8 protein-coding genes are annotated in these 14,341 nt (G+C 42.8%); 7 read left to right on the top strand and 1 reads right to left on the bottom strand.

Features of this window, described 5'->3' with window-relative positions; all coding sequences use genetic code 11:
* Positions 1-37: 37 nt before the first annotated feature.
* Positions 38-1,006, bottom strand: coding sequence for a LacI family DNA-binding transcriptional regulator (locus MHH49_RS14335; protein WP_076098815.1), 969 nt, complete (start codon positions 1,004-1,006; stop codon positions 38-40).
* Between the two features lie 112 nt (positions 1,007-1,118).
* Here MHH49_RS14335 and MHH49_RS14340 point away from each other — a divergent pair, with 112 nt between their 5' ends.
* From MHH49_RS14340 to MHH49_RS14370, 7 genes are all read left to right on the top strand, one after another.
* Positions 1,119-2,531, top strand: coding sequence for a glycoside hydrolase family 1 protein (locus tag MHH49_RS14340; protein WP_076098814.1), 1,413 nt, complete (start codon positions 1,119-1,121; stop codon positions 2,529-2,531).
* A 280-nt stretch (positions 2,532-2,811) separates the two neighbouring features.
* Positions 2,812-4,656 (top strand): beta-glucoside-specific PTS transporter subunit IIABC, encoded by a 1,845-nt coding sequence (locus tag MHH49_RS14345; RefSeq protein ID WP_076098813.1) that lies wholly within the window; start codon positions 2,812-2,814, stop codon positions 4,654-4,656.
* A gap of 129 nt (positions 4,657-4,785) precedes the next feature.
* Positions 4,786-5,625 (top strand): BglG family transcription antiterminator LicT, encoded by an 840-nt coding sequence (gene licT, locus MHH49_RS14350; protein ID WP_036685434.1) that lies wholly within the window; start codon positions 4,786-4,788, stop codon positions 5,623-5,625.
* Between the two features lie 149 nt (positions 5,626-5,774).
* Positions 5,775-6,797, top strand: a complete 1,023-nt coding sequence (locus MHH49_RS14355) for an ABC transporter substrate-binding protein (RefSeq protein WP_036685431.1) — start codon at positions 5,775-5,777, stop codon at positions 6,795-6,797.
* Between the two features lie 8 nt (positions 6,798-6,805).
* Complete coding sequence (locus MHH49_RS14360) at positions 6,806-8,863, top strand: iron ABC transporter permease (RefSeq protein ID WP_076274649.1); 2,058 nt, start codon at positions 6,806-6,808, stop codon at positions 8,861-8,863.
* Between the two features lie 542 nt (positions 8,864-9,405).
* A complete protein-coding gene (locus MHH49_RS14365) occupies positions 9,406-11,478 on the top strand; it encodes a peptidoglycan D,D-transpeptidase FtsI family protein (protein WP_076274650.1) in 2,073 nt (690 codons plus the stop codon).
* 177 nt (positions 11,479-11,655) lie between these two features.
* Positions 11,656-14,325, top strand: a complete 2,670-nt coding sequence (locus MHH49_RS14370) for a copper amine oxidase N-terminal domain-containing protein (RefSeq protein ID WP_076274651.1) — start codon at positions 11,656-11,658, stop codon at positions 14,323-14,325.
* Positions 14,326-14,341: the final 16 nt, after the last annotated feature.

The following is a 14,341-nucleotide window of genomic DNA, read 5'->3' on the forward strand; positions in this document are numbered from 1 at the left end:
TGGAATGTACAGTCGGAATCTTCTGAGAATGGGCAACCTATGTTGTCTCCCGTTCGATCAGTTGGAACGATAGGGGCTGCAGCTCCATATCCAGTCCAAGCAGGGTTGGAGCCAGCAGAAGAAAGGCGTTCTCCGCCTGTCCCGCAATCGGATTCCGAACAGTGGTAATTCCGAGCGTCTGCGACAGCTCCGAATTATCAAAACCAACGATGGCTAGATCACGGGGCACATCCAGCTGCTGTCTACGTGCTTCGCTCAGAACGCCCACCGCCACCAAATCATTGGAGCACAGAATAGCATCCGGCTGATCGGGTTGTCCAATTAGGGTTCGCACCAATTGCTCTCCGTCACGGATTCCATAAATCGTGGAGTAATACCATTTCTCAACGATGGGAAGATTATATTTGGTCATGATTTGCTCATAAGCTAGTCGTCTACTCTGGGTATTTATGCTGCTTGGGCGGCCAAAAGCATTAGCGATACGCGTATAACCCCGCTCTATCAAATGCTCTAGAGCGAGTGCATATCCGTCATATTGGTTCATGGCAACTGACGGTATTTCAGGATGGTCCATACGTTGCCAAGACACAATCGGGCCGTATTTGCAGTAGGAAGTTATGACATTTTTATCGTTAACAGCGGTCAGAATAAGCAGAGCGTCGACTCTTTTTTGTTTGAGATCCTCGAAGGCCTGAAGTTCCTTTTGCTTATCACCGCCGGTGGTATAAATAATCGTCTGGTACCCGTAACGGCCGGAAATTTCGACGAAGCTGTTCATGAAGCACAAAATAAGCTCGTTGAGGTCTAAGGTAATCATGCCGATTTGCTGGGTTTGGCCTTTGGATAAAGATATGGCATTCCGATTGGGAACATAGTCCGTCTCTTTCATAATGGCGAGAATTTTCTCCCTAGTTTCCTTGCTGACATGGGGAGAATCGTTCAGGACTCGGGATACCGTAGCTTTGGAAAAGCCCGACAGCTTAGCAATTTCGTCAAGTGTGGACATCGGCTTATCTCCTTTGCAAGATTAATCCTTGACATGTAACGCGTTCCAAGGTTTAGGATTCGGATTAGAGCAGTAAACCTATACTATCACAATAGCAAAGGCGGGAAGAAATATGAACTTACAATTTCCAGAAGGATTCCTATGGGGTGGGGCTGTAGCCGCTAACCAGCTTGAAGGGGCATATCAGGATGATGGCAAAGGCTGGTCTACCCAAGATGTCATGCCGCATGGCATTAAGTCTGCGCCTACAGAAGTTCCTACCGACGATAACATGAAGTTGATTGGTATCGATTTCTATCACCGATATAAAGAAGATATTAAGCTGTTTGCGGAAATGGGCTTTAAAGTATTCCGGACGTCTATTGCCTGGTCCCGGATTTTCCCGAAAGGGGACGAGCTGGAGCCGAATGAAAAAGGCCTGCAGTTCTACGATGATCTATTTGATGAGTGTCATAAATACGGCATTGAGCCACTAGTTACGATCTCCCATTATGAGACCCCGCTGCATTTGGCACGAGAGTATGATGGATGGGTTAACCGTAAGATGGTGGAATTTTACGAGCGTTATGTGAGAACGATCTTTAATCGTTACAAGAACAAGGTTAAATACTGGCTGACCTTTAACGAGATCAATTCTATCCTAGAGTTCCCATTTATGAGTGGCGGAATCAATACTCCATTGGAGAAATTGAGTAAGCAGGATCTGTATCAGGCCATTCACCATGAGTTCATTGCAAGTGCTTTAGCGGTAAAAATCGGTCATGAGATCAATCCTGATTTCAAAATAGGCTGTATGGTACTGAGCATGCCAATTTATCCGCTCACTCCGCATCCGGACGACTTGATCAAGGTGATGCAAAGCGATCACAAAAATATGTTTTTTGCGGATGTTCATAGCAGAGGTTATTATCCAGGATATATGAAACGGTTCTTTAAGGAAAATGGAATTCACATTCATTTCGAGTCAGGGGACGAAGAAATTCTGAAGCATACCGTGGATTTCATATCGTTCAGTTACTATATGAGCACATGTGAAACAGCCGATCCGGAGAAACAGATCAGAGGAGAAGGAAACCTGCTGGGTGGGGTACCGAATCCGTATCTGGAAGCGAGCGAATGGGGTTGGCAGATCGATCCGCAGGGCTTGCGTTATGTGATGAATATGTTCTATGACCGATACCAAAAACCGCTGTTTATCGTGGAAAATGGCCTTGGCGCCGTCGATCAGCTGGTTGTAGACGGGAACGGTGAGAAGATCGTAAACGATGATTACCGGATCAATTATTTGCAAGATCATTTGGTTCAAGTAGCGGAAGCTATTGCTGATGGCGTGGAAGTTATGGGATACACAAGCTGGGGCTGCATCGACTTGGTTAGCGCAACAAGCGCCGAGCTGAAGAAACGTTATGGTTTCATTTATGTAGATCGTCATGATGATGGTTCAGGTACACTGGAGAGATACCGTAAGAAGTCCTTCCACTGGTACAAAGAAGTAATTGAATCCAACGGACAAAGCCTGTTCTAAAAAAAAGTCCTGATAATCAAGATATTCTTGATCTATCAGGGCTTATTTTGTTATCCAATATTATACAGGCTCTGGTTTATTGTTGACATCATTAATTGAACATGTTAATTTGTAAATAATAAATTAATCGGATATCAGGATTGCTACTGCATAGCAGGCAAAACCTAAGTTTCATTTATGATTACGGGGATAATCTCTCTCGTACATAGATGTGATTTAGGTTTTTTTGTGTTCCCTGATATCCGTGATTAATTGATCTGTTACAAAGGGGTGTATAAAAATGAGTTATGAACAGCTAAGTAAAGACATTATTCAATCTGTCGGTGGGGAGAAAAATATTAACAATGTGATTCATTGTGCCACGCGACTAAGATTCACACTTAACGATGAGCAAAAAGCTGATAAAGAAAATTTGGAAAAAATGAAAGGGATTATTGGGGTAGTTAGCAAAGGGGGACAGTTTCAAGTTATAGTGGGTACCCATGTTGCTGATGTGTATAAAGAAATTGCCAAATCCATATCCCCTAACAGTGACTCTGGCGAGAACAAGGTAAAGAAACCTATAGGGACTCTGATTTTTGATGTTATTTCTAGAAGCTTTTCGCCTCTGATTGGTGCTTTAGCAGGTGCGGGTATGTTGAAAGCGCTATTAACCGTACTTGCTTCGTTACATGTTCTAAGTGCGGATAGTGAAACTTACAAAGTATTAGCCGGCGCTAGTAATGCTGTGTTTTATTTTCTACCCATTTTCTTAGGAATTACGTTATCGATTAGGCTGGGTGTTAATGCTTATGTGGGTGGTAGTATCGGTGCGGCTTTACTTGAACCTAATATTACGGGATTAGCAAGTGTTGAATCTCCACATTTTTTAGGTATTCCTTTAGTAATTTCGGACTATTCATCAAGCGTGTTTCCGATTTTTATCGCTATCTGTATATACGCTTTATTGGATAAGCAGCTAAGAAAGTTTATACACAAGGATTTGCAGATGTTCTTGGTCCCTATGCTATGTTTGATTGTGATTGTTCCGTTAACTATTTTGGCTTTCGGACCGTTTGGCGTGAATGTAGGGAATTTAATTGGAGACGCTATTTTGTTCCTCAGTACGAAAAGCGGTATTGTTACAGGGGCAATTGTGGGAATAGCTTGGACGTATTTGACTGTGCTCGGATTGCACTGGGGACTTGTGCCAATTATTCTTGAGAACATTGCTAAGGGTGGAGATCCAATATATGCAATGGCCGGCATGGCCATCTTCGCGCAGCTGGGTGTAGCGTTGGGTATCTTCCTGAAAACAAAGGACAAACAGTTGAAAACATTGGCCGGCAGTACATTTATACCAGGCGCGCTTTCAGGTGTAACAGAACCTATTATTTACGGATTGCTGACTCGTTACAAACGGACTTTCATTTATGTAACCATTGCCGGCGGAGTAGGTGGAGCACTTAGTGGTCTTTTCAAAGTGAAGATGGAAGTCTTCGCATTTGTCAGCGTATTAAGTCTTCCTGCATTCTCTCCGCTGGCCGTTCAAGCGATTATAGCAGGAGTGACCATTGTATTGGCTATGGTAATTACCATGGTATTTGGTTATGAAGATAAAAAGAAAGTGAATATTGTAGAAGAAAAAACGAATACTGAAAAAAGCGAGGTTATCCTCTCTCACGCCGTTAAAAGTTCAACCGTTGTAAGCCCTCTGGCTGGTAACGTAATCCCGTTAACCTCAGTAGATGATGCTGCCTTTGCTTCTGAAGCAATGGGCAAGGGGATTGCAATTGAACCCACAGAAGGTAAGCTTTATTCACCGGTAAGTGGAGTTGTATCCACTATTTTCAGAACAGGTCATTGTATTGCGGTAGTATCGGATGAGGGTGTTGAGGTCTTGATTCATATCGGTATAGAAACCGTGAAGCTAAAAGGTAAATACTTTGATGTGAAGGTGCAAGAAGGAGCAACCGTTAAACAGGGTGATCTATTGATTGAGTTTGATTTTGAACAAATAAAAAATGAAGGTTATCAATGCACAACACCGATAATTATTACCAATACGGCTAATTATAGTGATGTGATTGGTACCAATAAAACAGTTATTACACCGGGTGAAGATTTGCTGACTGTTGTAGTGTGATCTATTGAAGAGTCATAAGGTATGAATGGAATCGATCTCTTAGTACTGCTACTTAGAGATCGATTTTTTATTATAGAATACTATAAAAAAGTGCTAGCTTCGTAAAATGAAAAGGTAAGGAGCTGTAATATGCGGATCGAAAAAGTGTTAAACAACAATGTTGTTACTGTCATAGATGACCAAAATTTTGAACTAGTAGTTATGGGAAGAGGACTGGCCTTTAAGAAAAAACGTGGAGACTTTTTAGAAGAAGATAAAATTGAAAAGATATTCACTTTAAGTAATCAAAAACTTTCAGATAAGCTAAAAACGCTGCTTTCCGAGATTCCAATCGAGCACATGGAGCTCTCAGAAGAGATTATTAACTTCGCCAAACTGCAGCTCGGTAAAATGCTGGATGACAGTATTTATGTTAGTCTGACAGATCATATCAGTTTTGCGCTGGAGAGATTCTCAAAAGGGATGAAGATTAAAAACGCCATGCTTTGGGAAATCAAAAGATTCTATAAAGAAGAATATGAGGTTGGGAAAGCTGCGCTTCAAATCATACATTCCAAGCTCGGAGTCAGACTTCCCGAAGATGAGGCTGGACATATTGCTCTCCATCTGGTGAATGCTGAACTAAATGAAGAGATGCCTAACATGGTGAATATCACCAAGATCATGAACGACATCCTAAATATCGTGAAGCGCCATTTCAGGCTAGAGTACGACGAGGAGTCCCTTGCTTATTACCGTTTTATCACTCATTTGAAATTTTTTGCACAACGTCTCATCAACGGTACTCCACCTCCTGATAATGAGAATGGCCTATTTATTTTGGTAAAGCAGCAGTATAAGGAAGCTTTCGCAAGCGTTGAGAAAATTAAAATCTATATTGATAAAACATATAATCGGGAGTTAACAAATGATGAAATGCTGTATCTGACCATACACATTGAAAGAATTACAAACCAGATCATGGAGTAGGGACGGTTAAGCCTTAAATTTTAACTTTGACTTTCGGGAGAATCGCGTATAAGATTACTAATATGTTTTCTGTGATAATCATTATCAATAGATTGATAACTGTTATCATAGAATAAACTTCGAACGTTGAATCCAGGGGGATAAAGCAAATGCACAAAAGGTTAATTAGTTTATTTATGGTTATTGCTATTATATTGGTCGTATCAGGCTGTGGTACTAACCAAAAGAACAATTCAACATCGAACGCGGGAGCAACTGATAAACCAGCTGCTGAAAACGCGGGCAGTGAATCTACAAGCGGTCCTATTGTATTAAAAGATTCTAAAGGCGAGATTACGCTGGACAAACCTGCACAAAAAGTTGTGGTATTGGAATGGACCTTTACAGAGGATGTTATTGCACTGGGAGTGCAGCCAGTAGGTAACGCAGATAACGAAAACTATAAGCTGTATGTAACTTCTGAAGCACCGCTTGATGCAAACGTGACTGATGTTGGTTCCCGTGACGAGCCAGATCTGGAGACAATTGCTTCATTAAAGCCTGATCTGATTATTGCCAATACGGGTGGGCATGAAGGAATTTATGATCAACTTAAAAGTATCGCTCCAACATTGATTTTCGGCTTGTATCCGAATGAAGGAGAAGGTAATCAGTACACGCTGATGGAAGATACTTTCAAAACGATTGCAGCGGCAGTAGGTAAAACAGCAGAAGCCGATAAGGTTCTTGCTGATTTGGATGCACATTATGCAGATGCAAAAGCAAAGCTGGCTGATGCAGGCAAAGAAGGCTTGAACTATGTACTGACACAAGCATACAGCTACCAGAATGCAGCAACGATGCGTCTTTTTACAGATAATTCACTTGCGGTACAAACTTTGGATCGGATCGGTCTGAAAAACGACTGGAAACCCGAAAATTTCGAAGTTTACGGATTCAGTACCTCTACAGTTGAAGCATTGCCTGCGGTTCAGGATACAAATCTGATCTATATCGTCCAAGAGGATGATAATATTTTCACGAAAGAACTGAAGGATAATTCCGTTTGGAATGGCCTTAACTTTGTGAAAGAGAATCGCACCTTCGGATTGAGCAGTACTACTTGGGTGTTCGGCGGTCCGATCTCCTCCAAAGTTATCGTGGATGAAGTTGTAAATACATTAACGAAATGAGTGCGGTTATGAACGAAAAGAGTAGCAAAGAAGCCTCTATCGGCATGAACTGGCGGATCATTGGAATATTTGGGGGCGGCTTTGCCGTCCTCTTCATTCTGTTCGTTTTAAGTTTAGGCTTTGGGGAAGCCAAGATCCCTGCAGCTACTGTAATAGATGGTTTGCTGAATCGCCAAGATATAATGGAACATAATCTGCTCTGGGATATCCGCATGCCACGTACAGTTATTGGTCTGCTGGCCGGGGCTGCTCTGGCTGTGGCTGGGGCATTATTGCAAACTATAACGAAGAACCCGCTTGCTTCCTCAGATACACTTGGGATTAATGCCGGGGCATACTTTATGGTCGTGCTTGGTATGGTAGCTTTTCCTGCTTTGCAGCATGAGTTTCCATTTTTGCTCGCAGTTGCAGGGGGACTGCTTGCTGCTTTAGCCGCTTATTTATTGAGTGGAGGCAAGGCAGCCACACCTGTTCGGCTGGCTTTGTCAGGTATGATCGTCTCCATGGTGCTCGGAGCGTTTACATCGGCCATACATATTTTTAAAAGAACAGAAACACAAAATCTGTTTTTATGGGGTTCAGGTTCCCTAATCCAGTTGGATTGGGACGGTGTTATATATGCCTGGCCTTTTGTCGTAGTGCTGCTATTGGCAGCGATATTTGCCGGCAGACAATTTGATGCGCTGGAGCTCGATGAGTCAACGGCCCGTTCACTTGGACAGCGAGTAGGGTTAATTCGGGCGACGGGGCTTGGCCTATCGGTATTAATGGCTGCGGTTGTAGTCAGCGTGGTTGGACCGATTGGCTTCGTCGGCTTAGTGGCTCCCCATCTTGTCCGGCTTAGCGGGATCCGCAAACATCGCCTGCTCATTCCTGCAAGCGCATTGTGGGGAGCACTGCTCATCACGGCAGCGGATACGCTTGCGCGTGTAGTGCGAAGCAGTGTGGGTGAAATGCCTGTTGGTGCAGTTATGGCGATTATTGGAGCCCCGTGGCTCATTTGGCTAGTACTCACCAAGATGAAAAATATATCGGGCTCAGGCTCTGGCCAATCATCGATGAGCATCGGTGGAGCGGGGCTGCGTCTGCGCTTTGTGCCGACGGCTATAGTTATGACCGTGCTGCTGATTGTTATTATCCTCGTAAGCTTATCGTTTGGGGGAACAAAAATACCGATCAGTGAATTGCTAAGCAGTCTGTTCCATAGGGGGGATCAATCCTATTCCGTCCTGCTGAATTTACGGCTTCCCCGTACACTCGTAGCGGCTGCAGGAGGGATCGCACTTGCAATCAGTGGTGTATTGATTCAGAGTGCTGTTCGAAATCCACTGGCAGATGCTTCAATTATTGGTGTGACCTCAGGGGCTGGCTTTGGTGCTTTGGCCGTAATGACCGTTTGGCCAGCATTGACGGTATTTGCAGTTCCGCTTGCCGCAATCGTGGGTGGGGCACTGGCTGCTGCTTTTGTCTTTTTTATGGCCTGGCGCAGGTCCTTGAATCCATCGGTTCTGATCTTGCTTGGAATCGCAGTCTCGGCTATTGCCTCTGCGGGAATCCAGGTTATGATCGTCAAAGGAAGTTTATGGAGCAGTAGCTCCTTAATTTGGTTAACCGGTTCGACTTATGGACGAAGCTGGAATCAATTTTACATCCTATTTGTATTCCTGCTTGTACTTGTACCGATTGCATACTATTTGGGACGGAAATGCGATTTGTTGGCATTTGGCGACGAGAGTTCAACAGGATTGGGCTTGCCGGTTCGAGGAACGCGGCTTTGGGCTATGATTATCGGTGTTTTGCTTGCAGCGGGAGCCGTTGCAAGTGTAGGAACAATAGGGTTCCTTGGACTCATGGCGCCGCATGCGGTGCGGATGATGATTGGTCATCATACGAGACGATCCATTGTTTTGTCAGGATTACTTGGCGGCTTGATGCTCGTTATTGCCGATACGCTCGGAAGAACCATAATGGCGCCGAAAGAAATCCCTTCAGGCCTTATTATTATGCTGATTGGGGCTCCGTATTTCTTGTTTTTAATGTACCGGTCACAGGTTAGAAAAGTTTAGATTTTGCTATGGAAAAATCAGGGGGGGGCCCATCAGCTGTAAAAATAGCTGCTGGGGCACCCCCTGATTAATTTGAGCTTACTCCATCTAGAACCCCTCAAACATCGTTTCATTCGATTAAGATTTTCGCTTACGATACAGCTATCGGACACAGCTGACCTTAAACGCAGCTTTATCTCGCATTTGAAGTGACAACGGACCGCATAGTCGCAATTGGCATGAAAAGTGCTTAATTTGCCCCTCTTCCTAAGGAGTAACGTCGCTGGAGTCCGAAACCAAGCTCCAAAGGCTAAAAATCCGCATATAACGTCATCTGAGTCCTTAAGCCTCGGCGAATGATGACAATTTATTGGTGCAGGCCACCAACGCCCATAAACAAAAAGCAGCGATTCTCCCATACTGGGGAAAGCTGCTTTTTTAATTGGATATTATCGATTTGTGAACAATTATTTAACTATTATTCTTAATTTTGTATATTTTCGTTTGCTAGTTTATACTTTAATCTTATGCTGTAGAATTTTGGAAATAAGGAGTGGGATTATGTGAGGCTTTTCGACAGAAAAAGTGTACAAGACGGAAGCAAAACTATTAACAACTCTGGCGAATTAAGAATCAATATTTTTTTCTTTAGCACTTTTATTATTTTTTGTGTGATTATCCTACGCCTTGCGGTCTTGCAATTTGTCGAAGGACCTACGTTATCTGAAGCTGAGGCTAACCGGGATACGAAAATAGTGGCATTATCAGCACTGAGAGGGAATATCCTCGCTGCTGATGGTGAGAAATTGGCATACTCAACGCCCGTTCAATCTTTGTACCTTACTTTGGATAAGGAATATACCGCAACAAAAACAGATAAAACTACGAAAAAAGTTACCTTAACTGCTGAGGCAAATAATAAATCAAAGGCACTCGCCAGCAAGTTAGCAGAAGCCTTCGAAACTTATGGTGATCCTAATGAGAAAAAACTAACCACAGAAGAGATCCTTGAGTCTATGGATTTATATTCAAAAAAACTCTCTGGTTATGTAGCGCGAAGAATTAAATCAGGTTTAACTAAGAAAGAAATCGCTTATTTTTTAGAACACAAAAACGAATATCCAAACCTTGAAGTGATAGAGGAAAGCAGCAGGCATTATGATACCGATACGGTGGCTGTACAAGCTGTTGGCTACGTGAAATTTTTCAAATCCTCTACTAGTTTAGATCTTTATAAGGATGTACTTCAGGCGATGAAAAATAACCAGAACCCTGGACTTAACTATAAAGAGGATGAGCTAGTAGGCTTTGATGGCTTGGAGCTGCAATACCAGAAGGAGCTTCGGGGACAGAATGGTTATAAGGAAGTTTCCGTAGATCCGCAGAATATGGCAGAAAAAATTGTCAGTATTGAACCCCCGGTCAAAGGAAGCACTATCTGGACTACCCTTAATAAAAAAATTCAGCTAAAGACCGAAGAAGCCATTAAAGATCAGATTCAGTGGTTGCATTCACACACCGTTCAGGGAGAAACACATCCTGATGCTTTAACAGGTTACGCTGTAGCCATGGAAGTGGATACAGGTAATGTTATTGCTATGGCAAGCATACCTGACTATGATACCAACAACTGGGCTACGGGTTCGATCTCTCCAGAGGTGTATAAAAAAATTGAAAAGCATTACCAAAATGGAACGATAACTCCATACTCATCGGGAAGATCAGGGCATAATTTTGAATCTACCGTGCTGCTCGGTTCGACCATAAAACCATTGAGTGTGTTAATTGGCTTAAAAGAGGGCTTTATAAGTACTTCTTCTACTTATCAAGATAAGGGGATCACCTCATTTGGTAGAGAAGGACATGAGACTAATGTAAGGAACTCATCCAATCATGTATACGGCTCTTTGTACCCTTATACAGCCATTGAAAAATCTTCAAACGTATATATGGTTGATATGATCGGGAAAAAATTGTACGAAAAATACAAGTCTAAGGGCATTGGGGTATGGGACACATATATGAAAGAATTTGGTCTGGGTGTTCCAACAGGGATAGGTTTACCAAGGGAATACTTGGGTGATTTAAATTATAAAGCTGAAGCTAAAGCGGGTTCAGTTCAGTCTGCGCTTGTGTATGCTTCTTTTGGGCAGCAGGGGCGTTATACCGTTCTACAGTTGGCGCAATATGCGGCTACACTAGCCAATGAAGGGCAACGAATCAAACCACAGCTAGTAAGCAAGATCACGGACTCCAAAGGTAAAGTTATCAAAAAATTCAAACGGGAAGTGCTTGATGAAGTGACTACTTTCGATAAATCCTATTGGCGGGAGATAAAGAAAGGGATGAACAGTGACGTTAAAAGTGCCTTCGGTGATTTCCCCTATGATTTTGCACGTAAAACAGGGACTTCACAACAGACGGATAGTAAAAACATAAACCGTGATAACGGAGTGTTTATAGCTTTTGCACCACGTGAAAATCCAAAACTTGCTGTAGCTGTAGTTATTCCTGAAGGCGGATTTGGATCTAGTAGTGCAGCACCTGTAGCGAGAAAAATTTTTGATGCTTATGATTGGGAGTACGGATTGGATGGAATTCCGAAGAAAAATGTGGATAAAAGTATCAGCGAATAACACAAAGGAGAGCGCGATCTGCGCTTTCTTTTTCTTTTTACAGAGCGGTTTGTGGCGGATGAAAGGAACGGGTTCCAGATTAAAATATTGTAACCATAAAGCGTGAAACTTTTATCCTAGTATGAGCGTCAAAGGGGTAGGAAAAAAATGTATTCGTCATTCCAGGAGGGTGAATCTGTGAAGAAGTTATGGATTTCTATTTTAGTGGGCTTATTAGTTTTGCCGATGATGTTTCAATCTTCAGTGAAAGCTGCTACTGCGCCCATCAGTATTTTTATTGACGGGGTTCGATTGTCCACAGATCAAGCACCGGTGATGGTGAATGGACGGACAATGGTACCCTTACGGGCAATTTTTGAAGCCTTTAATGCCTCTATCAAGTGGAATCAGAAAACACAAACTGTAACAGCAACTAAAGATGATACAACGATTATGTTAAAGATTGGCTCAAAGACAGCCACGATTAACAATAAAGCTGTAACTCTAGATGTGCCGGGTCAGAATTTGAAAGGGAGAACGATGGTTCCTACACGGTTTGTCAGTGAGGCACTGGGTCATGATGTGGGTTGGAACCCAAGCACCAAAGTAGTGACCATAACGACTTCCGGCGGTAAAACTGGAACTGTAAATCCGGCATCGAATGTACAGTTGAAGGATGTAAGTGATAACGGTGACGGCCGTGATCTTCAGGTCAGCTTCACCCAATCTTCTAATGAAGCTCTTGTGGATCATTACCGGGTAATGATTGTAAAGGCTTGGAGCACTTTTAATATCTCATCTGCACAAAAGGTTACATCCGCCAATTATTCTACTGTTTTAGCTAGAGGCACTAATCCTACGATTAGAATGACCGCAAATTCAAGGGATGTTGTTGGTGATCTCATTAAAGGTAATCAGACCTATGTAGCTTATGTTTTCGCAGTGGGTAAAGGCAATAATACCAGCGCTCTTTCGTATAGTTCTGCGACTATATCACTTAACACTAATACTGTAGTCGTTGCCCCAAGTAATGTACAAGTAAGTGATGTGAGCGATTATAGTGATGGCCGCGATTTAGCCGTAAGTTTTAATAAGGTATCGGATGAATCCAAGGTGAGTTCTTACCGGATATTTGTAGTCAAAGCTACTAATTATTCTTCTTTTAATTTGGCGGCAGCAAATGCTGTTAGCAGTTCAAATTACACACAGGTCAACAAAACAGGCTCCAATATTACCCAGATCTTATCGTCTGGAGCGAGGGATGTGGATGGTGCCCTCATTAAGACGGGAGTTGGTTACCGTGTGTTTGTTATGGGGGTAGATAGTGGCAGTAATACAGCCAATAATTTATTGTCTGCTGCTTCATCTGCGATTACGCTGTCCTCGGTCAATGTTTCTAATTTAAGTGTAAGCGACGTTAGTGACTTTGGAGATGGCCGGGATTTAAAAGTATCCTTTAACCACGCTACAGATGAAACGTATATTAGCCAGTACCGGATTCTAGTTGTGCCTACAGCTTATTCCAACAACTTTAGTTTATCTGAGGCGAATAATGTCTCCAGCTCTTACTTCACAACGGTGAGCACAACAGGATCTAGCACCAGTCAAGTGTTAGCCTCATCTGCAAGAGACGTGCGTGGTAATTTGATTAAGAATGGAACACCTTACAGAGTGTATGTGTTAACGATTGGAAGCGGGAAGAATTTGGGCACCAACATTCTCTCAACGGATTCAACATTAATTACGTTGGCTGTGGACTACAATGTGAGTGCTGTCTACAATTTGGATGTAAGCGACGTAAATGACTATGATGATGGCCGGGATTTAAGAGTATCCTTTGACCACGCTACGAATGAAACGTATATTAGCCAGTATCGAATCCTGGTTGTACCTACTTCCTATTACAACAGCTTCAGTTTATCTGACGCCAATAATGTGTACAGTTCCAACTACACAGCAGTGAGCACAACAGGATCCAGCACCAATCAAGTGTTAACCTCGTCATCAAGGGACGTGCGCGGTAACCTGATAAAGAGTGGAATCAATTACAGAGTGTACGTGTTAACGGTCGGAAGCGGGAATTACTCGGGCAGCAATATTCTTTCTTCTGGTTCACAGTTAATTACGTTGAATGTAGATTACAGATTGGCTCCTATTTCGAGCTTGGATGTAAGGGACGTTAATGACTACGAAGACGGCCGTGATTTAAAAGTATCCTTTAACCATGCCACGGATGAAACGTACATTAGCCAGTATCGAATCCTGATTGTTCCTACTTCCTATTACAGCAGCTTTAGTTTAACCCAGGCGAATGCTGTTTCGAGCTCCAATTACACTGCGGTAGGCACTTCAGGAAATAACACCAGTCAAGTCTTGGATTCTTCAGCCAGAGACGTAAACGGAAGTTTAATAAAGAGTGGAATCAGTTACAGATTGTATGTGTTAACGATTGGCAGCGGCAAGTACTCAGGCACTAATGTGTTGTCCTCAGAGTCGAATGCCATCACTTTATCCACTAAGCTGCCGGTAACCTCTGTCACTAATGTAACGTACAGTGTGGATGAGGGTAAAATACTAGTAAGTTTCAACCGTTCCTCTAACGAGTCTAACATTTCGGAATATCGAATCCTGGTGGTTCCGTCCAAACAAGGTTTTGGATCAGCGGAAGCAATTGAGGTGAAATCCTCGTATTATACGTCGATAACGCCTAACGGAACGAATCCTACAATTGTAGCCTCGAGAAGAGATGTTAATGGTGCATTAATTGTTAAGGGTGTTAAATATAAAGTATATGTTCTTGCGGTAGCCAATAACAATGGCGTGCAGAGTGGTGGTCTTTCGGATTCAACGGAAGAGATTGAAATATAAGGATAGGGAATAAAGG

Origin of the sequence: Paenibacillus sp. FSL F4-0122 (genome assembly GCF_038002845.1) — a bacterium.
GTDB classification, from domain to species: domain Bacteria; phylum Bacillota; class Bacilli; order Paenibacillales; family Paenibacillaceae; genus Paenibacillus_AQ; species Paenibacillus_AQ odorifer.

Coding starts and splice junctions, on each gene's coding strand:
- MHH49_RS14355 (WP_036685431.1), top strand. CDS start 5,775: ATGCACAAAAGGTTAATTAGTTTATTTATGGTTATTGCTATTATATTG.
- MHH49_RS14340 (WP_076098814.1), top strand. CDS start 1,119: ATGAACTTACAATTTCCAGAAGGATTCCTATGGGGTGGGGCTGTAGCC.
- licT (WP_036685434.1), top strand. CDS start 4,786: ATGCGGATCGAAAAAGTGTTAAACAACAATGTTGTTACTGTCATAGAT.
- MHH49_RS14335 (WP_076098815.1), bottom strand. CDS start 1,006: ATGTCCACACTTGACGAAATTGCTAAGCTGTCGGGCTTTTCCAAAGCT.
- MHH49_RS14360 (WP_076274649.1), top strand. CDS start 6,806: ATGAACGAAAAGAGTAGCAAAGAAGCCTCTATCGGCATGAACTGGCGG.
- MHH49_RS14345 (WP_076098813.1), top strand. CDS start 2,812: ATGAGTTATGAACAGCTAAGTAAAGACATTATTCAATCTGTCGGTGGG.